Source organism: Paenibacillus sp. 1011MAR3C5 (assembly GCF_003591485.1).
Taxonomy (GTDB): domain Bacteria; phylum Bacillota; class Bacilli; order Paenibacillales; family Paenibacillaceae; genus Pristimantibacillus.
Genome location: NZ_QZCF01000002.1, coordinates 69,071 through 90,130, shown reverse-complemented (window position 1 = coordinate 90,130; position 21,060 = coordinate 69,071). Strand labels below are relative to the sequence as shown.

At 51.7% G+C, this 21,060-nt stretch carries 14 protein-coding genes and 1 pseudogene; 4 read left to right on the top strand and 11 right to left on the bottom strand.

The window, feature by feature from the left end; translation table 11 throughout:
- Nucleotides 1–12: 12 nt before the first annotated feature.
- From D3P07_RS05275 to D3P07_RS05265, 3 genes are all read right to left on the bottom strand, one after another.
- On the bottom strand, nucleotides 13–4,524 hold the full coding sequence (locus D3P07_RS05275) for a non-ribosomal peptide synthetase (RefSeq protein ID WP_119799066.1): 4,512 nt from the start codon (nucleotides 4,522–4,524) through the stop codon (nucleotides 13–15).
- Between the two features lie 542 nt (nucleotides 4,525–5,066).
- Nucleotides 5,067–5,627 carry a winged helix-turn-helix transcriptional regulator gene (locus D3P07_RS05270; protein WP_119799065.1) on the bottom strand — a complete coding sequence of 187 codons (561 nt, stop codon included), beginning with the start codon at nucleotides 5,625–5,627 and terminating at the stop codon, nucleotides 5,067–5,069.
- 6 nt (nucleotides 5,628–5,633) lie between these two features.
- Nucleotides 5,634–5,990 carry a VOC family protein gene (locus D3P07_RS05265; protein ID WP_119799064.1) on the bottom strand — a complete coding sequence of 119 codons (357 nt, stop codon included), beginning with the start codon at nucleotides 5,988–5,990 and terminating at the stop codon, nucleotides 5,634–5,636.
- A gap of 433 nt (nucleotides 5,991–6,423) precedes the next feature.
- Here D3P07_RS05265 and D3P07_RS05260 point away from each other — a divergent pair.
- Nucleotides 6,424–6,930, top strand: a pseudogene (locus D3P07_RS05260) (metallophosphoesterase family protein).
- 85 nt (nucleotides 6,931–7,015) lie between these two features.
- On the opposite strand, the gene D3P07_RS05255 reads toward D3P07_RS05260, so the two are convergent.
- Entirely contained in the window at nucleotides 7,016–7,420 is a 405-nt protein-coding gene (locus D3P07_RS05255; protein WP_119799063.1) for a VOC family protein, read from the bottom strand.
- 68 nt (nucleotides 7,421–7,488) lie between these two features.
- The gene (locus tag D3P07_RS05250) at nucleotides 7,489–9,075 is read right to left on the bottom strand and encodes an alkaline phosphatase family protein (RefSeq protein ID WP_119799966.1); all 1,587 of its coding nucleotides are present in this window, start codon (nucleotides 9,073–9,075) and stop codon (nucleotides 7,489–7,491) included.
- Between the two features lie 198 nt (nucleotides 9,076–9,273).
- On the opposite strand from D3P07_RS05250, the gene D3P07_RS05245 reads away from it, so the two are divergent.
- Both D3P07_RS05245 and D3P07_RS05240 read left to right on the top strand, forming a co-directional pair.
- On the top strand, nucleotides 9,274–10,194 hold the full coding sequence (locus D3P07_RS05245; RefSeq protein WP_119799062.1) for an ABC transporter ATP-binding protein: 921 nt from the start codon (nucleotides 9,274–9,276) through the stop codon (nucleotides 10,192–10,194).
- Nucleotides 10,187–11,140, top strand: coding sequence for an ABC transporter permease (locus D3P07_RS05240; protein WP_119799061.1), 954 nt, complete (start codon nucleotides 10,187–10,189; stop codon nucleotides 11,138–11,140). Before D3P07_RS05245 ends, D3P07_RS05240 begins: the two co-directional genes overlap by 8 nt.
- A 102-nt stretch (nucleotides 11,141–11,242) precedes the next feature.
- Here D3P07_RS05240 and D3P07_RS05235 read toward each other — a convergent pair whose 3' ends face one another.
- Nucleotides 11,243–11,590, bottom strand: coding sequence for a TipAS antibiotic-recognition domain-containing protein (locus D3P07_RS05235; protein WP_182914188.1), 348 nt, complete (start codon nucleotides 11,588–11,590; stop codon nucleotides 11,243–11,245).
- Nucleotides 11,591–11,664: 74 nt separating this feature from the next.
- Here D3P07_RS05235 and D3P07_RS05230 point away from each other — a divergent pair, with 74 nt between their 5' ends.
- The gene (locus tag D3P07_RS05230; RefSeq protein ID WP_147384483.1) at nucleotides 11,665–12,351 is read left to right on the top strand and encodes an Hsp33 family molecular chaperone HslO; all 687 of its coding nucleotides are present in this window, start codon (nucleotides 11,665–11,667) and stop codon (nucleotides 12,349–12,351) included.
- 64 nt (nucleotides 12,352–12,415) lie between these two features.
- Here D3P07_RS05230 and D3P07_RS05225 read toward each other — a convergent pair whose 3' ends face one another.
- The 5 genes from D3P07_RS05225 to D3P07_RS05205 all read right to left on the bottom strand — a co-directional run bounded on the left by D3P07_RS05225 (nucleotide 12,416) and on the right by D3P07_RS05205 (nucleotide 21,060).
- Entirely contained in the window at nucleotides 12,416–15,349 is a 2,934-nt protein-coding gene (locus tag D3P07_RS05225; RefSeq protein ID WP_119799058.1) for a GAP1-N2 domain-containing protein, read from the bottom strand.
- The gene (locus D3P07_RS05220; protein WP_119799057.1) at nucleotides 15,349–16,608 is read right to left on the bottom strand and encodes a TRAFAC clade GTPase domain-containing protein; all 1,260 of its coding nucleotides are present in this window, start codon (nucleotides 16,606–16,608) and stop codon (nucleotides 15,349–15,351) included. Before D3P07_RS05220 ends, D3P07_RS05225 begins: the two co-directional genes overlap by 1 nt.
- Before the next feature lie 115 nt (nucleotides 16,609–16,723).
- Nucleotides 16,724–17,365 carry a beta-mannanase gene (locus tag D3P07_RS05215; RefSeq protein WP_119799056.1) on the bottom strand — a complete coding sequence of 214 codons (642 nt, stop codon included), beginning with the start codon at nucleotides 17,363–17,365 and terminating at the stop codon, nucleotides 16,724–16,726.
- Between the two features lie 22 nt (nucleotides 17,366–17,387).
- Nucleotides 17,388–18,647: a vWA domain-containing protein gene (locus D3P07_RS05210; RefSeq protein ID WP_119799055.1), complete on the bottom strand. Its 1,260-nt coding sequence runs from the start codon at nucleotides 18,645–18,647 to the stop codon at nucleotides 17,388–17,390.
- A 49-nt stretch (nucleotides 18,648–18,696) separates the two neighbouring features.
- A complete protein-coding gene (locus D3P07_RS05205) occupies nucleotides 18,697–21,060 on the bottom strand; it encodes a transcription initiation factor TFIID (RefSeq protein ID WP_259391369.1) in 2,364 nt (787 codons plus the stop codon).

Here is a 21,060-nt window from a genome sequence, read left to right as displayed (position 1 = left end):
CTTATTCACTCTTTACATCAGAAGGCTGTCCAGCTCATCCTGCGACAGCTTGATCGTATCGAAGTCCGACGGCGTGTATTCTGCGGCATCCTTCTCGCAGCAGTGGGCAATAATAGCTGCCAGCCTGTTCTTGAAGACTTGCATCCACGACTCCACCGTCGAACTCAGGAACCGGCTCGCGCTATAGGTTGCGGAAACCCTCAGCTTCCTGCGGACAACGATAGCATGGATGTCGAGCAGGGCTGTAAGCGCATTGCGTCTTCCCGACTCTGCTCCACTAGCCTCATCGGCCAGGTCGAACCACTCATTACGGAACTCGCTGTCAAAATCGCCCATGAAATTGAACCGGACCAGCTTATCGGCAGCGTATTCCACCGGTATGTCGCCCCGCTGATGCAGCAAGCCGAAACCGATGCCATTGCCGGGCACTTGTCTTAACTGCTCCTTCACGGCCTTCATCCATGACGGGAGACCATTCTTTGTCTCCATAAGCCTTAACGGGTACAACGAAGTGAACCACCCTGCCGTTCGGGTAAGATCGATGGAATCACCAAGCGGCTCTCTCCCATGTCCCTCCATCTCAATCCCCACTTGATCGAGCGAAAATTGGTCGAACAGGGATTGTCCGAGCGCTGCGATGAGCACATCCAACGGTTTCGTACCGTATGCGGCATGGGCATCTCGCAACAATCGCCCGGTCTCTTCCTCCGATAATTCGAACACAACTGTTCTTGCGCTCTCCATATCGTCGCGGCCGTCCTCGATATCGGCGGGGATTGTCCGCAGTCCGCTTGCAACAGACCGCCAATAGGAACGCTCTTCATCCGGAAGCCTGTACTGATGCACCTGCTCGCCCCATGCTTGCACGGATGCGGTCTTATCTTGAAACGTTACGGGCTTTCCTGTCCGGAGCTGCTGCAAGCCTGCTGCCAGATCCTCCAGAAGAATACGCCACGAAACGCCATCTACGGCTAGGTGATGCGCGGCAAGCAGCAGTCTCTTGCCGTTGCGGCCAAGATCGAACAGGGAGGCCTGCAGCAGCCGACCTTCCCGCAAGTCGAAGGCGCCCTTCAGGGCTTCGCCGATACGTGACATGCAATCAGCTTGTTCTTCATCCGAGCAGTCCGTTAAAGAATGAGAGTGGACCTGTACCCTATAGGCTGGATCATTCACATAAACGAATGTATCTCGATCAGATTCAAGACCGATTCTGAGGGAGTCATGATGCTCGATCAGCTTCTGAAGCACTTGTTCCAGCTCGGGTATCGTTGCATCCTGCTTGAACGCAAGCAAGACAGATTGATGATAATGATCCCGCTCCTGAAAGTTCTGGCGGAGAAACCAGGAAGCAATCGGCCAATGGCGAATCGAGCCCTCTGCAGGAGTCTGCGGATAACGCATGCCCTCGCTTAGAGGCCGCAATAACGAGGCCATATCCTCAATTACAGGAGAACCCAAAATCTCCTTTACTTGAATCCCGTAACCAAGCCCGTTCAATCTTGAGGAAGCTTGAATAGCCTTGATGGAATCGCCTCCGAGATGGTAGAAGTTGTCCCGAATCCCGATAGGACTTATGCCAAGCAGCTCGCTAAGCACAAGTAGCAGAATATGTTCCGCGTCGTTCCGTCCCTCCTGGAACGGAGTATAGCTATTCGAAGACGCTTCGGGCTCCGGCAGCAGCTTGCGATCTACTTTCCCATTCACACTAAGCGGTATCTCGTCCATCGCTACGAAGTAAGACGGTACCATATAAGACGGCAACTGCGCTGACAAGCTCTGCCGAAGCTCTGCTCGATCCAGATGTCCGGCGCTGACGATATACGCGCACAGATACTTGCTCTGATCGGCATGCTCGCGGTCGATAACCACCGCATCGCGTACTCGTGCGTCTTGCAGCAGCGTCTTCTCGATCTCTGCCAATTCTATTCGATGCCCGCGAATCTTGACTTGATGATCCGTGCGGCCAGCATATTCAATCTTGCCATTCCGTAGTCTCTTCGCAAGATCGCCTGTTCGGTACATGCGCTTGCCGGGAAGGAATGGATTGTCTACAAACCGTTCATTCGTCAGGTCGATCCGGTTTCGGTAGCCTCTCGCTACCCCGTCCCCTGATATATACATCTCGCCAAGCGTGCCCTCCGGCACAGGATTCAAATACGGATCAAGCAAATAAATCATTACATTATGCGCAGGTATGCCGATCGGCACAGATGCCCGCGTATCTTCATTCGGATCAAACCGATGGATCATGCATCCGACGACCGTCTCCGTCGGACCGTATTCATTCAAGATATCAATATGGCCTCCCCAATGGTCATAAATATTGCGAGCCAGGCTCGTTTTAAGATCTTCACCTCCAACGATAAACCGCCTTACGGATGAGTGGCGGTAATCTATATGTTGCAGCAGGGACAGATGTGCCGGCGTCAGCTTGACCACCGTGGACCGATTGTCTCTTAATATGCGGTATAGAATAAATTCATCGCCTGTATCCCGGTACACCCGAATCTGGCCTCCGCAGATTAGCGGCGTAAAGATAGAGGTTACGGTCAAATCGAACGCTAGTGAGGAATAAAGCGGGAATACCGCCGGATCTTCCTTCGCGTACATCAGCTTCGCCCACCAAATGTAGTTGGTCAGCCCGCGATGCTCGATCATCGCTCCCTTCGGCTGGCCCGTCGAGCCGGAAGTGTAGATGATATAAGCCAGATCGCTCGGCTCGGAGCGAATCTCCGGGTTATCGCCGTTCTCATCAAAGCTGGCTGCCGATCTTAAATCCAATAAAGGTACCGGATAATGTCCCTCTGTCCCGTCTATATTCGTCAGAACAAGCTTCGCTCCGGAATCCTCCAGCATGTAACGGATACGTTCCTCCGGATAAGCGGGATCGATTGGCACATAAGCGGCGCCGGTCTTCAGCACGCCCCAAATCGCGATGACCGTCTCTGCGGAATGATGGGTCCAGATGGCGACTGTCGTTTCTTTCCCGATGCCGTCGCGGATTAGGCGATGGGCCAGCCGATTAGCTGCTTCGTTCAGCTCGCGGTAGGTCAAAGCCCCGCCGTCATGCCAAGTGGCAATCCGATCCGGCGTTAATCGGACCTGCTCCTCGAACAACTGCCTTACCGACTTGTCGCTCGGATATTCGGCCGCCGTATCGTTCAGCTCCGTAATTTGCCGCTGCCGTTCCTGTCCGGACAGCAGCGAGAGACTGCCGATGCTTGCCCTCGGTGAGGCCAGCATCCCGTCAATTAAAGCAAGAAGGCTCTCTGCCATGTCATGAATCTGCTGTTCCGAATACACATCCGTCCGGTAATCCAGATCGAGCGTCAATGCGCCGGTATCGGACCAATCCTTAATGACCCATTGAAGCTCATAAGCCTGCTGGCCATTGTAAAACTCTACATTGTCGACAGGCGAACCGTTCATGCTGGTGATAAGCCTGGTATTGTAATAGTTGACGCAAGCGTGAAATAACTGGTCGTACCCTTTCTTCTTGAGCTCCAGGTCCCTGACGAGCAAATCATAGGGATATCGCTGATGGAAGTAGTTCTCCATAAGCTCCCTCTGCAGCAGCACAAGCGACTCCTCTACTGAAGCATCCGGGTTCAGGATGAATCGGAATGGCATCGTGCTGGTGAACATGCCGAACATCGCTTTTTCCCGCTTGCCGGACCGGTTCAATACCGGGGTGCCTACAACCAGATCGTTCTGATGTGTCCGCTTGTACCTGTAAGTAAAGTAGACCAGTATAAAAAAGGTATTGAGCGACACGCCCGCCTGATTCGCCGCTTCGCGTATACGCGAGGACAGTTGCTGGTCCAGCTCGATTGTCGTCCGTCTGCCATCTGTCAGGAAGGAGTCGGTTACGGCCAGTCCATCCGGCAGCTTGCTGAATTTCTCGGACCAGTAATGCTTGTTTTTCCCAAATCGCTTCGACGCCAGATAGGACTGCTCATCGTTCAAATATAGGAGATAGGACGGCGGCTGTTCGGCATCCTCAGCCCTTCGGCCTTCTGCTAGAAGGGTATAGTGATGCGAAATTTGCGAGGTCATAATCTGAGTGGACCAACCGTCGCAAATGATATGGTGGCACTTGAACAGGTAACCGCAATCGTCCCCGTTAATCCGGAACAAGGCAAAATAATAGAGCGGTGAATGCTCCAGCTTGAACGGTGTTCCGGCTTCCTTATTGACCCAATCCCAGAATGAAGCTTCAGGATCCGGCTCCAGCGAAAAGTCAAAGCACTCCAATGGCCGATAAATATAATCCGCTACGTACTGCCTTGCCTCGCCATTGTTCTCGTCAAGCTGCAGGCGAATGCCTTCATGGCTTGCAATAAATTGTCCGATTGCCTTCTCTAGCAATCGGAAGTCTACTTCACCCTTAATTCTTACGGGTCCTCCGATATTGGATAGGGACGTGTCAGGAAAAATCTTCTCTAAATACCAGATTCGCTTCTGCGGATGAGAAAGCGGCAGAGAATCATAGACGTTAGGAGTAACGTCTGGCGGCAAAGACATCCGAATCACCTCCGGGATAATGTGTAACGGAACGTGACAGCGGGCTGATTCATGCTGTTCGGGTATTAGCTAGCCATCGCCAATCGCAGGCGAATTGGATAGATTGTCATAAGTGCGGATTACCTATTCATTGCATGCGGGTGTCTGCTTAGTTGGGTTTGCGGAACAACTTCATGGTGTGTGCGGGTCGACTCCAGGTGGGTACAGCTTGCGGTCGTGATGAAGAGCGGGCTTCATTCTTGGTGTTGCGGGTAGTTGACGTGGTGGAGTGCGGGCAAGGAGATATGGCAACATGAACAGCGCTTGCCGCATAACGTGCTAGCCGTCATATTGCGTGTCTATTCGACTCCTCATCCTATCAGTCAGATTCCGTTAAAAGTAAATTTAGTAGATTCATGCGAATTTAGAAATAATATAGCAGAGTTCTTCTCAATGCGTCAACAAATGCGATACTTATATCGACAAGTTTACAATATTGCCATGAACCTTTTGAAAAATCTATAAACAAACATAACACCGGAAAAGCCCGGTGTTATGCGAAATTATATAAGCGACAGAAGATCCCCTTCCATCCTGCAAATCACCGGTCTCGATCCGGCATCCAGCGCATAGGTGAAGCCCGGTCTGGGGCTCGCTTCCATCCATCTGTCCACGAGCCCGTTCTCATGCAGCTCATCGATCCTCGTGGACAAAATACGCGGCGTAGCGTCAGGCAGCAGCTTGCGAATCATCTGAAAGCGAGTGTATTCATGGTGCAGAGCCAGCAGCACAGGCCAATTCCATAACTTTTCAGACAAAAATCCCCGGTCAAGCTCCTGTTCGGCCACATGTATGGCTTTGGAGGCTTCCTGCAAAAACAATCCTTTCTCCGATAGCTGATATTCTGGCAGCAAGGGATGGCGGCGCTCATAAGGCGACAGATGCTTCACAATCCCCTTCGCCTCCAGCTTCTTCAGGTTCTCGCTCAGGCGGGAGGGCGAGATGTCCAGACGATGCTGCAAGGGAGAGAACCGCCCCCCTGTTTCTTTCAGCGACAACAAAATGGGTATGGTCCATCTCCCGGATAAATCATGAGCCACCTCAATAATCCGGACGATTGTCATAGATAATCAGGCCAGCGTCTGGGACAGCTCGAAGGCATGTCCGTCCGGGTCGTTGAAGGTAGCGAGCTTTACAAAATCAGGAATCGTCTCGATTTCTCCGGTAAATGTAACGCCGCGCGTTTTCAATTCCGAGACAGCTTGTTCGATGTCATGAACCTCGAATACGGTCGATGACGTCATAGGCACAACCGTCTCTGCTTCGGCAAACCCGATACAGCAATCCTTCGTATTGGTTGTAATAATGGCGATTCTGCTCGCTTCATCCTGATAATCCAATGCAAAACCAAGGCCTTCCGTGTAAAAAGAAATCGTGCGCTCCAAGTTGGAGACATTGTACCAAATGGTAAGTCCAGGCTTATACATGAAACCACTCGCTTTCATTTGAGATACCGATAGTATACTAAGTATATTTTCGGTAGTCAAGGAAAATTGCACCTTCCTCCAGATCGGTGAATATCAGCCCATAATCGAGCAGCCCTATGGGGACATTACATACGGAACATCCTCTTGGTCAAAAGGTTGCTTAGATGCAAATATGCTATACCGTATCTGACCTTCAAGCGCGGCGGCAAGGTTAGCAAACCAGAGGCTCCATACGGTGCTGCTCCATGCTGCCTGCTGCCTGCTGCCTATATTTCAGTTTGACCCGTAGATGGCAGGTATCGGAACGTCCAGCAGCCTTATTTCCTATCGGGTTTGTCCTACCTCCATCCTGCCATCGGCTCGCAAGCCGTATTTCTTCTCCATTGCTATAATAGAGTAACCATAAAGACAAAAAAGAAAAGGAGCTGTTGCGATGAAGATCGTCGTCTTAGCCGATACCCATATGCCCAGAATGGCCAAGAAGCTGCCTGACCGCTTGCTCATTGAGCTTGCAGATGCCGGAGCGATTATTCATGCGGGTGATTGGTCCAGCATGGCTGTGTATGAATAATTAGCAGCATTCGCTCCAACCTATGGCGTGGCAGGCAATAATGACGGAGAAGAGCTTCAAGCGAAATTCGGATCAAGCCGGCTGCTTCAATTCGGTCCATTGCGAATCGGACTTGTTCACGGACACGGAGCTGCCAAACGAGCTTCGACGGAGTCCCATGCGATTGCAGTCTTTGAAGATACACCTGTGGATATGGTTATCTACGGTCACTCTCACATTCCTGTACTCAAACAGGTAGACAACCTCATTGTGTTCAACCCCGGCTCGCCGACAGATAAGCGTAGACAGCCTCACTTCTCGTTTGGTATCATCGACCTTCAACACATGGCGCAACCGATCAGACATGTGTTCTATGCTGACAAATCATAAGAATGCTCACCAAACACCCCGGGCCGATAGCCCGGGGTGTTTGGTCAAGTCTATGCGCCTTGAACCAATAAATAGCGACTGCTGGTTAGCTCTCGTAATTAAACTGCCAGCCTACGCCGTATTTATCCGTCAGGTAACCGTAATAAGGACTCCACGACGTCTCCTGCAGCTCCAATTCCACCTTGCCGCATTGCTTCAGCTTATCAAATGCGTCTTTGATGGCATCCTTGTCTGAGCTTACATAAGCAAGCGAGAAATTATTGCCTTGCCGGAACGGCCGTCCAGGGAAGTTGTCCGAAAACATAAGCGTGCTGCCCGCAATCTTCAGTTGAGTATGCATCACCAGATTCTCCGTCCCTGGTGGAATCTCGGATTGCGGGTTCGAGCCGAATGTGAGGATTGCAGGCTCCTCCAGACCGAATATGCTGGCGTAATACAGCACAACTTCTCTCGTATTTCCGTCAAAATTCAAATAAGGATTTAATGACACCTTCTTCACCTCCTAACTGGTAATTTGATCAATTTAATCAATAAACATACACATTCATTATCTCCCATTCATTTGTCCAGAGCCTGCTTCGTTACAAGATTCAGCAAATAGGCTTTCATATCGACGATACGCAGCTTCCGGGGCTTTCGGTCGGTTCCGCTAATGATGAGGGGAACCAGCGATTCCATCTGGCGCATCGCCCCGTGTCCTCCCCCGCCCTTATGCGTAGGCGAGCTTCGATCGGCCAGCTCATAGCCCGGCTTCGCCGTGACAACGATATAGCTGCCGGAATGGGAGTTCAATGCGCTGGATAGCCGCCTTAATCCGTCAGGGTACTGTCCGTATGCCACAGTATGTTTGCGCTTATTTAATTGAAGATCAAGCACCGATCCGTCGTTTTGGATCGACCAGCTCTGCTTGTAGGGGTCGGTCAAGCCGCCATCAGCCCGATAATCAAGCTGCTTGCCAGTTTCCCCTTGGACGACATGAATCCATTCCTTTTCCTTCCAGGCTGCAAAGTCGATACGCGAATCGGCCGCAATGCGACGGGCCAGCCCTTCTGCCGATTGTTTCGAGTTCACGGGATACACATAGGCCATCGTTTCATTCACCGCTAGAATGACCTCCGTGTCTTCATCGACGCTTCCCCCCGGCTTCAAGACGTTCATATCCCCAAGAAGCGCCGGCAATTCGATCACTGGATGATTCTCGGCAGTCCGTATAGGAGTCATGCCGCTATCCCCGATGATCATAATAACCGCCTCTTCCAACGCTTTCTCCGGAGAACCAAAGGCTTGAAGCAGCTCTAATAACTGCTGGTCCGTTTTGATTACCCCTTTTAGCTCAGAAGGGCCTTTCTGATGCAGCTTCTGATCCAGATCGGGCAAATACACGTACAAAAAATCAGGCAGTGCCTTAGTGCGGACCAAATATTTGACTGTTTCGATGGCATATTCATTGTTCAGACCCAATCGACCGGCGATGCCCTCTGGCAAATCCGCAACATCCTTAAGCGGATTGGACAACACGCCTAGCGACATAAACGAAGGCCCCTTCACAGCAATTTCCGGGGGCAGTGAGGAAGCCGCTTGCACCCAATCCGGAATGGACAACACATGATTGTTTTTTCCTCGATAAATCAATCCGTTAACGGAACCCGCTTTGTACCCGAGCCGTTCCAGATCTTCATACAGAGTCGTCATTTTGCTGCTCAAATGGTCGGTGTTCAAATGAATCAACGCATCTGCCAGTACAGGGCTAATGCCATGTCGCAGCACCTCCATCGGCCCTGTCCCGTAATTGATCAGCTTCCGCTGTTCGGAAGAATACCACACCAGTCCAGGCACTTGATGCTGATCGGGATAGGCTCCTGTCAGCAGCGAACTGTCAATCGTAACCGACATCGTAGGAAAGGAGCTGATCAGATCCGGATAATATTGACCATGTTCTATAAGATATTGAAAGGCGGGAAGCTGGTTCGAACGAATGCCGCGCTCGATGCTTTGAGACATGAGCGAATCAACAACCAGCATAATGACCTTTTTCGTTTTCGTCCCGGAAGCCGACTTCACATGCAGCAAATCCTGCTCCTTCGGCGCCGGACTTTGGCAGCCCAATAGGAGCATAATCATTGCAATGACCGATAATGCTTTCATAACCGTCACCCGCTTATCCTTCATTTGTTGTTGTCATTTTGCCACGGATTCCCAATCTGCATTCCTTGCATAAAATCCCAGCTCCAACCCTGTACCCCGACCTAAGCAGGGGGAAAACCTAATCAAAGGTCTATTACGCAAGAGGACTACATCCGGTATAGTGAACTACTGAAGAACAATATTAGGGGGTTTACACGTATGTCTGAAGCCGTACTGCAGCTTCGCAATCTTACCAAAACGATCGGCATGCGAAAAATAGTCGATAATCTCTCATTCGATGTTCCCGCTGGGGAAATATTCGGATTTCTAGGGCCTAACGGCGCCGGAAAAACAACAACTATCCGTATGATCGTCGGGTTAATCTCGATGTCCAAGGGTGAAGCCATGATCAAGGGCGTATCGGTACGCTCGCACTTCGAACTCGCGATGACGCATGTGGGTGCAATTGTCGAGAACCCGGAAATGTATAAGTTTCTGACGGGCTATCAAAATCTGATTCACTATGCACGCCGCCATAACGGCATTACCAAAGAAAGAATCAATGAAGTCGTAACGCTGCTGGGACTGCAGAACCGGATTCATGAGAAAGTGAAACGCTACTCCCTTGGCATGCGCCAGCGGCTCGGCGTCGCACAGGCGATCTTGCATCGCCCGTCGCTGCTTATTCTCGACGAGCCGACGAATGGACTGGATCCCGCCGGCATCCGCGAGCTTCGCGATTACTTGCGCAAGCTGACGAGAGAAGAAGGCATCTCCGTCATCGTCTCCTCCCATCTCCTGTCCGAGATGGAGCTGATGTGCGATCGGGTTGCCATTATTCAAGCGGGCAAGCTGATCGACATTCGCTCGCTTCAGGAAGCCCGGAACCAAGCGCAAACCAAAATCGTCATCGAGGTTGGCGATGCAGCAGCCGCTGAGCAGCTGCTCACAGCAGCCCTGGACGGTTCTCGCTTGATCGTCTCCGGCAATCAATTGGAGCTTATTGCGGACAAATCAGCTATTCCGCATATTACGAAGCTGCTCGTAGCGTCGGAGATCGAGGTGTTCGGCATTCATGCCGTGCAGAAGTCGCTTGAAGATCAGTTCCTTGAAATTACGGGAGGTGAGATGATTGTCTAGCCTATCCAAGCTCACTCGCAACGAAAATATGAAAATATATCGCCGTTCCCGCACATGGATCATGATCGGATTTCTTATTCTTGCCATCGCGCTGCTCAGCGGCATTATGAGATGGGACGAGTCCAGAATCGACCATTCCAACTGGGAGCAGCAGCTGGAACAGCATACTATTAGCTTGCAGCAGCAACTGGCCGAAACCGGGGAGATGGACAAGGATTATAAAGCCTATCTGACCGAACAGATCAAGCTGAATGAATATTATTTGGAGCATGACATCAATCCGCATCAGCTCTCGTTATGGAGCTATGTCAGCAGCGCCTCCAATCTGATTATGCTCGTCACCATATTAACGGTCGTGATAGCGGCGGATATGATTGCCGCTGAATTCTCTTGGGGCACCATCAAGCTGCTGCTCGTTGGTCCAGCTTCCCGATCGAAAATCATGCTGAGCAAATATATTGCCACGCTTGGATTTGCGCTCCTGCTGCTCATCCTTTGCTTCGCCGCTTCGTTCGCGGCAGGCGGAATACTGGCAGGTTTTGATGGTGTCAATCTGCCGCTGCTGACGGTTCAAAACGGCGTTGTACAAGAAGGCTCCATGATTTTGGACACGCTGCAAACCTACGGATTTTCCGTGGTGTCGCTGATCATGTATGTGACGATGGCCTTTATGATCTCGTCCGCATTCCGCAGCTCGTCCATGGCTATTGCATTCTCGCTGCTGTTCATGCTGCTTGGCAATACGCTGTCGGGTCTCTTGAGCGGCTACAGTTGGTCGAAGTACCTGCTCTTCTCCAACATCGATCTGACGCAATATCTTGAAGGCGGAACCCCGCTTCGTCCAGAGATGACGATGGGCTTCTCCATCATGATGCTTGCCGCTTATTATGTGGTGTTCCAGATCATCGCCTGGCTTCTGTTCACCAAGCGCGATGTGGCGGCCTAACCTTCACAACCTCATCAATGAAAAAGGACCTCATTCCCGCTTGGCGGATTATGAGGTCCTTTCGCTTTATCAACAGAAAACCCTGCTGGCAGCTAGTTGCATTCATAGTAGAGCAACTGCTTTTTTGATATAGGCATACAGCTCTCCATCCATCCCGTATTGCGCAGCTTCAAGCGGATTCTCGCTATAATAACTCTCCGCCGATCGGACAAACTCATCATCCACAGGCGCAAATCGTTCAATCTCCTGCTTCCAGCGCTTGGCCAACCCTTGAACGGCGGGATCATCAGGCTCTTTCCCTATCCGCAGCATCTCCCGGAATTCCGTTATCAGTTGATTGCCCTCCAAATTGACTTGAGCCAGCTCATCCATACGGTTTAACTGGAATTGCCCCTTCAATCTCTCTGCCTGTTCAGAGTCAAAATGCGGGCTGTTCAGCAGTCTGGTCATCTGCATTACACTCAAGAGCCGCTGGCTCGATACGGGTTGGCCAGTACCGGCTATCGCTATAATTTTTCTTGGACATGATCGCGCAATTGAGTATCAAGGTGAAAGGCATTAGACCATCGCTTGCTATATTCGCGGATGCGGACTGGACTGGGAATGTGCGCGGTTATGTAAGTGAGGAGTTGCTTGATAGAGCCTTGGGGATGCCGGATATTACCACAATGGAGCAGCTGATTGGCGAGCGCGCCTGCATACAAATGGTGAAGGACATCGGAATGGATCTCGCTTTTACAGGTATTACCGATATGCCTTACAGCAAGCTCAGCGATAACTTCGGCCACTACTTTCATCAAAGCGAACAAATCCCTTCGTACTTCTGGAGCTTGCTTCTAATTAATGAAGAAAACGAAGTGGTGAGAAGCATCGGCATCGCAGCTCAGCTACTGCCGGGCGCACCGCCATCCATATTGCGCCAGATCAAAGAAGCGGTAATTGAAAGGGAGCGACAAGCACCTTTCTGCTTGAACGATGATACCATTGAAGTCCTTCCAAATTTGTTATTTGAAGATATTGAAGTGATGAGCACGAACACGCTGCAATTGTTTTGCGAGTGTTCAAAGCCTGTCTTTTATCCTATGCTTTATTCACTGGGCATCACAGAGTTGAAGGTAGCTTGCGCGAACCGCCAATCAATCGAATTCGTATGCCATGCATGCGGTCAAGCGTATTCATTCAGCCCCGAAGAAATAGCCGGCCTGGTCTAATTGACCATGGCCGGCTCATCCGCGTAAACCCTATTCAATATAAATCCATCTAAGAAGTACTTCCTTATCGCTCTTTCACAACCAGTGCAACTTCGGAGTCATCAACCCAGATCGTGCTATTAACCGGAATATCAACTTGCTGCCCTAATGATATAGCAACATGATAGGGATAGGTCTTCTCTGGCACCGAACCTGCCGGACCGCCCGACGTTCCTCCCCCCTCGGAGGAAACGGGTGAATCCGGATTGGAAGTTGAAGCCGCTTCATCCAATTCATCCGTAGTCGGAATATCATTGTTCGCTCCCGCAGTCGATCCAGCCGGAGAGTTTGTCGAGTCCGGTGAAGGTGATGGGATGCTGGTACAAGACGGGACTCGCTCCAGTTCGGAATAGGTAACGGCATCCGAGAGTGGCGCCTGTATCTTCAATGACTTCGGCGCAAACCCGGAGCAGGCTGCCTCATCCTTGAACAGGAATTTAACCGCAGTGGATGCCGGCTGCCCCTCTGCTGCTTCCAGCTGCTCAATGGTTACGATCATTTCCGGCTCTTCGACAACACCTGGCTCAATCGTAGGATCGGGAGTCGGGGTCGACGATGTCTCAGGCACTTCCGCCTTTTCTGGGTCCGCGCTTCCCTTGCCGCCCGACGATAGCAGAATGCCTGATACGACCAGAACAATCCCCAGCCCAACGATTGACATGATCAGCGTTCCCTTCCGATTGCGGCGAAACAATCGCGCAAGCGGCGAAGACAGCTCGGACTGCGCTTGCTTCAGAACGGCTTGCAGCTTGTCCCCGCTTTGGTCGAAGAAATGCTTCCAATTCTCTCTCGACTTGAGCGCAGCGGGATCGTATTCCTTGAAGTAGCGTATAATGGCAGATCGATAGGCAGCTGTAAGGCCTCTTCCCCCATGAAAATACGGATTTGTCTCCGACCACAGGAAAAAACGGTAGATCGTCTCCTTCAGTGGACATTGATGATGCAAGAAATCAATCAATCCGTCATAGTCGACCATATCAAATTGGGAGCCGCGCAGAAAAGCTGTCACAAGCTCTGGGAAATCCGTTTCCTTCAGTCCTTCTGCCAAAAGGCCGCGCCCGATCCCTTGCACCCGAATCAGCTCCTGGGCGGACAAGCTGTCCCATAAGTCCTCATTCGCATTCCTCATAATCAGCCATTGAAAGAGAACATGCAACATGCGGGCCGTTGCGGACTGATTGGCATCGCTAAGCTCATGATTCCAACGCTGCATCCTACGGGAATCGCTTAGAAACTTGGCCTGCAGAAGCTCCTCCCGGGTCATTCGCTCAGGCTCCATTCTCTTCAGCAGCGTCTGGTAGACATCCCGCTCCAGCTCTCTGCCGAGGTTCTGTGCGCCATGTCCTGCCTGTTCATGCCCCGCTGCTGCCGCCAGTTGATTCGTCTGCTCGAATAGAGCGTTAACAGCTCCCAGGGAATAGCGCTCTCTGGACAGCTTCTCATGAATAAGGACAGCTGCAAGGGTATAGAGCTGGTCATAGTCGTATACCTTCGGATAAGCGTCGCCCCATACGACTATCGTAGGAATGATATTCCGAAGCGGAACTGATTTTAAGGTAGCTTGCAAGTATGGAAAAAACAGACCTTCCGCAAAACGCGGCCCCGCAATAATTTTATGAAAAAAGGCTTTGCCAAGAGCAGCCTCGCGCTCAACTCTTCTATACAAGGAAGCTGCCGCTTCCTGATCTCCGTTTTTGTTGGCGTTGGAGATGGCATAGATCAGATAGCCGACCAGCTTATTTTCGATGAGCTTGCCAACCAGTCTGTAATAATCCATGAAAATCGACAGAATCGCCTCATCAGGGACCCCGCCTTGACTCACCTTATCGTATTCAAGATCGAATCTTGCCATTAGCAAATCGCTGAGCTCCATCTTTGTATCCAGTGCGTCCGGCGCAGCCAAATACTGAAGTGCGCTGCTCAATACCGGAATTTGATGCTGTTCCAGCAAAGCCTCATTGCCTTCAATTGCTTCATGCATCACCCATAATTCATGATAGCTTGCGACAGCTAGCGCTTTGTCGGTATCCATGCCCTTAAGCGTAACGTCCGCAAACCGAAAAAACCGCTCCAGCGCCTCGCGATTGTCCAGATTAGCCCATGCCATATTCAAATACGGCTGATCTAGCCCTTCCAAATCTACGTTCATAATCCGCCCGTTTGGCAGATCGAATACAAACTCCTTTTCTATCTCCCGGTCACCCGCTCGCAGACTGCCAGACTCTACAAAAGTGAGATGAATGCCTTTGCGGCTTGCAGGCTCCTTGGAATAAGTCAGAAAACCGAGTCTCTTGCGATATGCGTACGGCAAGCAACTGTAGAGCACCCCAAGGAGTCCCTTGGCCCGCTCGGGAAGCTGGGCGATCGGTACGGGTAGCGCAATATACACTTTCTTCTTGCTGCTCAGGGAAATCATAACCGCATGCAGCAGCGCCTTGAATTCCCGCTCTTGCATCCCCAGCTCCGTCAGGAGCCCGCTTGCGGATAAATTCCGTGCTGCAGGGGCGGCTAAAGGAAGCCGGGATAGCTCGTTCAGTTCAGCCGCATTATCAAGCGGATAGCTGTCCTCGAATAAAGCGGACAGCCAGCTCTTGTATTCCTGCTCGGGATCTTCCTTATAACCGGCGGGAATCACATAATGATGAGTGAAAAAGGTGCTCCTCAGTCCTGTGAAGTCGGCTTCGCGAAACACGCTTCGCCCAATGACGGTCTCACCTTGCTCCAGATGCAGAAGGTGCATGGCTTCGGGATAAGCGTCGCTGTTCTTTTCGCCGCTTGCGGTCAGCTCTGCGGGAGAGTCGTAAACGCATAATGGATGCAGCGTTTTTTTCACAAAAGAAGGGTCCAGGCCACCGGACTTCGCGATCGTGTCATACCCCTCTGTCGTACGGAATATGCCGCGCCGCTCCCGGGTGTACATTTGCTGCTGAATCGATAAGCGGGGCGTATGTTCTGTCACTATTCTCTTCTCCCCTCAATATAATTCAGCTTGTACAACAGCCAAATAAACGGCTCATCGACCCGAATCGGGCTCACGACCGTCTGCAGCTTCTGATCAACCGGATTGCTGCCAAGCGCAGATACGGCGTAATAGGCTGTTTCCTTGAAATATACATCCATCGTGCCCTTGAACGGCCGGTCTACCTTCTCGATAAAGCGGCGAATTTCACCATCTATATTTTCGAATTCGGTCAGGTTGAAATAATTGCGGTGCACCATGTTGTTGAAGATGTTGCTGTTGGTCTTGATATATTCGCCGTCCTCATCCTTGAGGGAATGAAGCATGTCGCTTTTGGTCAATACAACAGCTGTCGGAATATCTGTCTTGCCATTATCCTGGTACGCAATAAAGTCGCCAAACATCGTAAGCACTACATCGCGCGGCTCATCGTACTGGGAAACCCACTCGCCCGGCTTGTCGCCGTGCTTGATGCGGATTTTCTCCCGAATGGAACGGATTTGCAGCGGATCGACCATAAACAGAATACCGGCCGAATTTTTAATATGCTGGCCGTGCAACCCCAGATAATCCTGCTCAACCATGCCTTCGCCAGCCACATCGAAGAACACAAGCGTGAGCGGCGGCTTCTCTTCGTCTTTGAATACAAATTGGAAAATAAACGGCTCCTGCATCTTCTCCTTCTGGGTCGAAGCAAGCAGATCTCCGCGCTCGAACAGAGGTTCTTCGTAATTCGTGCGGAACTTGCGGCTAATCTCCGCATTCAGCGGCATGCACGCCGCATTGAAATGATCGGCCGTCGTATGCTGCAGCGTATGAATAAGCGCCGTCATATAGACCGACTTCCCTACTTGCGAGGCGCCAATAATCGATATAATGTTGCTCGGCACCTTGCCTGCCGTTACTGGCAGCTCGTTATGGCACTTCGGACATAGCCTTCTGCGCGTCAGCTCGCCGTATCGGTCATGCAGACCGATCAAGACATGATCGGAATAGACATGGGATTCGGCAGGCACATCCACAGGGTGAATGACCGCCTCGATATCGTAGACGGAATCCAGGCCGAAGCGCTCCCGGTACTTGTTCAGCTCCTCGTCCTCACCCAGCGCGTAATCCTCGTCATCCTCACGGGAATGGGTCGCGCGGAACACAACCTCATCCGGCGAAAACTTGCTGAAGCAATAAGGACATACAATGTCATAGAATAACGGCTTCGGCTTGCTCTCTGCTTTCTTCTTAAATAAATCCAATAGGCCCATGACGCTTCCCTCCTAAAAGGTTTGCGGAGCAAACCTGCATCGTAAGCATAAGCTAAGGTTTGCAGAGCAAACCTGCATCGTAAGCATAAGCTAAGGTTTGCAGAGCAAACCTTCCTTATGTTGTGGCTATCAGTTCGTATAAGTGTCCGTGCTTCCTCACATCGGCCAGAAACAGCCGAATATGATCCTGCTTGTCGACTTCGATGGGAGGCAGTACGTTCCTTCCCGCGGAGAACGGAGCAACGAACGGATACATAAGTCCATCCTCGCGATTAGCGGGGAATCCGCCTTGTTTTTTCACGTAGCACAGGACATCGCTGCCCAGCGCTACCTCCGTCCTCACTTCGATCTGGATGCTCTTATGCTTGCGGAACAGACCGGATCTCTCCGATACGGAATAGTAGATCTTCGCCCTGTGGGCGCTCACTTCCATCCGGTTCTCCCCATCCCGCTGTTTCAGCAGAATAGCTCCCTCTTCCCGTTCCATCAGAATATATATCGTAAACCGGTACATTCGGGCACGATCGAGCCTGCATACATAGCCGTTGTTAGCCTTATATTCTGCTTTCGTATACAACCGGAGGCTTCCAATCTCGTCTTCCTCCGATACATCCTCATCATCTATCAGCCGCTGGCCGATATAGACCGCCTCAACTCCCGCCGGCCATATCCAGCGCAGCGTACAGCGGTCTTCCTCGATCATTCTCGCAAGTCCCGTAATGAGGGGCGAGCCTTCTTCTGCGACTTTATACTGCAAGGTTCTCATCCCCTCGTTTCATTTAAAATCCGCTGCTGCGGCTATTCCGGCTTCTGCCGCTACCCTCTCTTGGGCTTGCCGCCGCATTCTCCCGGCCTCGGCGGGCGTTCGTCTTCTCGCCGATAGGAATGACGAGCGTGAACACGGCAATGACCGCAGCAAGCACGAGCAGCGCGATAAATCGGAATAAGCCGTCTGTAAAGGCATCTCCGGACAGCCCCGCATTCAGAATCAGGCCTGATGTCAATCCGCCGACGACACCGCCCGCTCCGAAACTAAGCGCAAGAAAGCGGTTGTCGAACATGATGCCTAGCCCGATGCCCAGCGCCAAGCCGATGAGCACAAACGACAACAAGCGAATGCCCTTGTAGATCGTTGGCTCCTCCAGCGCATTCGGATTAATGGAGAGCAGCGAACGATTATCGATCGTCAAGTAGATCGAACGGAACGCCGTCGACAAGCCGTCGGACTGCTCTACGTCATAATAAGTGCCCCCGGTGGATTCCGCCATGTCTCTGAGCAACAGCGTTCCCTGATCGTAACCAATCTTGAGCCCAATGGTATGAAGCGCAATGCCTTTGCTTCTGAATTGATCCATTTGTTCCGTTATGTTGGAATCGCTGAAGCCATCGGACATGAAGATTACCATCGTTCCCCGATCAGCCTGAATGACCCGCAGTGCCTCCGTCAGCGCGCTGTAGAAATTCGTCCCTTCTTCCGTCGGTTCGATTGCATCGATAACGTCATAGACAGCCGACTTCTGCGAGCTGGCTCCGACATTCACCATCGGCTGAATCAATTGAGCCGAATTGGCAAAGGAGACGATTGCCACCCGCTTGTCCTTATCCATCTCGGCAATCAGGCTTTTGGCAGCTTTATAACGGTCATTATTGGGATCGGTCTCTGTCATGCTGCCCGAATTATCGATAACCAGCACGATATCCCGAATCTTCTTCGTCCCGCCAAATTCAAGTCCATATACAAACTGCAGCGCGCCGCCAACCACGAATAACAGCACAAGCGTAGCCGGAACAAGCAGCTTCCAGGATAAATCGGTATAACGCTGCCTCCAGGAATGTCCATTCAAGCTCGGCGACATCAGCTCCGCAATTAGGCAAAATAGGCCAACGCTTAAAGCCAGTATACCGAAGTAAACGCCAATAATAACATAACTGGGCCATGTCTCCGGCAATGCACGCAGCACAACCTCGCCTATCGCAAAGCCGACAGCTGCGCCTATCAAACTGAACAGCAGAAGCAGCATATTTATTTTCCGTTGCATACGGACAGCACCCTCTCACCTTAGCAATACATCTACATTTCTTACCCGGTTAACGAAGCGTGGGCAGCTCTGATTCCTGGGCAGCATGGAATTTGTATCCATCCTGTACATAAGCGTCATAATATGACTTTGCATTACGGTAATACATCATATCCTCCATATGGAAGCCGCCCATCAAATGAAGCTTCTCTACGCCGCTGCTTCGATTCTCATGCAAACATCCAAGCTTATGAATCCGTGACGATTCATCCATGCTGAAGGCATACCGGATGAACTCGCTGCTCCGGTCGCCGATGAAGTATTTCTCTTCATAACGATGCTTGTGCGTGTAATCGAATAGCCGAATATGGATCGATGCATGCTCCTCCAGCATACGGTACAACTGCTCGAACAGCTCCTCCTTCGGCAAAGCTTGCCGGTTCGTATAGGAGACCGATACGTTCGCGCGTTGCAGCAATTCTTCCTCGAAAGACAGAGCAAACCGGCTGGTCGTTAGAATATCCCTCCGGCAGACAACAATAAGCCGCTCGATGAAAACCGACTCTTCCTGCTCCAGCAGCTCCGCGACATTGCCGATGTACCGTTCTTCGAACAAAACGGATTCGCCGCGTTTCTCCTCCAGCTCACGAAGGGCATCGGCGGTAACCCGCTCATAATAATCAAATACATTTTGCCCGATATAATCGTCGCCGAGGGAGATGCTTTGCTTCGCCTTCGTCTTCAGCTGTGCCCGAAGATCATGCAGCCGCTCGATCCGGACCCGGTACCATTGGTTCAATTGCTCCAGCTCTGCCGCATAACGCCGATATATCACGAGCTCCGTCTCCAGCTTCAGCCTCTCATACCGCAAGCCGTATACCTGCCCCAGAAAAGCATGAGTGAAAGCGCGGATATTGCGCTTGTCCATGAATGGCACCCGCTGAAATTTCAGGTCATCCACCCGGCTGTCATAGAGCTGCACAAGCTCCTCCTGAAGATCGTCTATCGAGCGGGTAAGCTCGCGGATCTTCTCTTGCACTGCGCCTATGACTTCGCCTTTGCCTTGGCTGTCGTCTGTCCACTTATATAAATGATAGAACGAGATTCGAGGCTCCTCAGCCATGCTGCGGGACAGTGTACGCTTCAACGCTCCGGCTACATCGAGACCTTCAAGCTGAAGCTTGGCATTCTGTACAAAATGCTGGTTGAAGAAGCTTTCACAGCTGCTTCCGTATAATGCATGCTCGGCTTGGGACAAGGACATGCCGCGAAGCTCGTCGTAGCGCACGCCACTTGTAATGAGCCCTCTCATATCCGCCAAGCGGTCGGGAAGCGGCATCCTCTCCTTGCTCCGAGCCGACAGCGATGGGGCATCTACTCCGAAAAACCGCAGTTTATCCGCCGCGCTCAGCTCCGGCCCGGACTGCAAGCGCACAATCACTTGGTCGAACAGATGGTACAGCACCGTCAGCGCGATCGCATAAGACGGTCGCTGCACCTTCGCTAGTCCGGCCGAGACCAGCCCCAGCCTGCCGGATTCCGAGATCAGACTGTGCTTGAAGGACATATTATTGTAGCTTTCGCCATTATAATGCAAATCCGCTTCACGCTGACCCCGGTTTTTGAGCAGCATGATCCGGCAAATAATCTCGTAGTTTTGCTCCATCCCGTTATAGGGAGTCATGCCTTTCTCGTTCCGGTCCGACAGCAGATAAACCAGGTCGAAAAGCGGCGCCGACTGATGTTCGACCGGAATCGTCAGTCCGTCGCCTGCCAGCAGAAGCGGCGCACGGTAGCAAAAGTCCGGACTTTGGAACCGCTCAATCTCACGGAGAAAGCTGATGCCCGTTGCAGCGGCATAGCCGTACGAATCGGACTGCTCCCGTTCCTGGAGAAGAACGAACAAATCCATCTGGACCGACTTGAACAACGTTCCGAAGATTGATTGCGCGAGCAGCGCAATATCCGGCACCAGTATGTTCATCGGATCGTCAGCCCGTGTAATGACCGCCAGATGAAGACGGTCGAACGACGCATACATGCGACCGTAATCGCCAATCGTGTCATTCATTTGGCGCAGGGCGCGGTTCAGCAGCCCCAGTCCTTCTGGAGATTGGTGGAAGCCGCTTCCGATTCGAGTCCGAATCTGCCGCTTCTCCTCTCCTTGCGGCGCAAGCCCCTCCAGCGGGATGGTAAAGAGATTCGCAGCCGTTCCGTCGCGGGCGCTTGAGCCGCTGGATACATGGCCGTACACCACTCCAGCATGGTTCGCCCATCTCAGCGCATTGGACTTCATCATCGGTTCTATCGCTTGCTCTGTCTCATCCCCAATATACAAAAACACAGTCGGGTAATGAATGCTGCTCTGATCGTCTTCCGTCCCCTTCAAGCTCTGCTCGGCTGCCGAATAGTCGGCTGCGAATTGCTCTACCAT

What these genes read in the sequence shown, in the direction of transcription:
- D3P07_RS05275 (WP_119799066.1), bottom strand. Translation starts at nt 4,524, where the DNA reads ATGTCTTTGCCGCCAGACGTTACTCCTAACGTCTATGATTCTCTGCCG.
- D3P07_RS05270 (WP_119799065.1), bottom strand. Translation starts at nt 5,627, where the DNA reads ATGACAATCGTCCGGATTATTGAGGTGGCTCATGATTTATCCGGGAGA.
- D3P07_RS05265 (WP_119799064.1), bottom strand. Translation starts at nt 5,990, where the DNA reads ATGTATAAGCCTGGACTTACCATTTGGTACAATGTCTCCAACTTGGAG.
- D3P07_RS05250 (WP_119799966.1), bottom strand. Translation starts at nt 9,075, where the DNA reads ATGAAAGCATTATCGGTCATTGCAATGATTATGCTCCTATTGGGCTGC.
- D3P07_RS05245 (WP_119799062.1), top strand. Translation starts at nt 9,274, where the DNA reads ATGTCTGAAGCCGTACTGCAGCTTCGCAATCTTACCAAAACGATCGGC.
- D3P07_RS05235 (WP_182914188.1), bottom strand. Translation starts at nt 11,590, where the DNA reads ATGACCAGACTGCTGAACAGCCCGCATTTTGACTCTGAACAGGCAGAG.
- D3P07_RS05230 (WP_147384483.1), top strand. Translation starts at nt 11,665, where the DNA reads ATGATCGCGCAATTGAGTATCAAGGTGAAAGGCATTAGACCATCGCTT.
- D3P07_RS05220 (WP_119799057.1), bottom strand. Translation starts at nt 16,608, where the DNA reads ATGGGCCTATTGGATTTATTTAAGAAGAAAGCAGAGAGCAAGCCGAAG.
- D3P07_RS05210 (WP_119799055.1), bottom strand. Translation starts at nt 18,647, where the DNA reads ATGCAACGGAAAATAAATATGCTGCTTCTGCTGTTCAGTTTGATAGGC.
- D3P07_RS05205 (WP_259391369.1), bottom strand. Translation starts at nt 21,060, where the DNA reads ATGGTAGAGCAATTCGCAGCCGACTATTCGGCAGCCGAGCAGAGCTTG.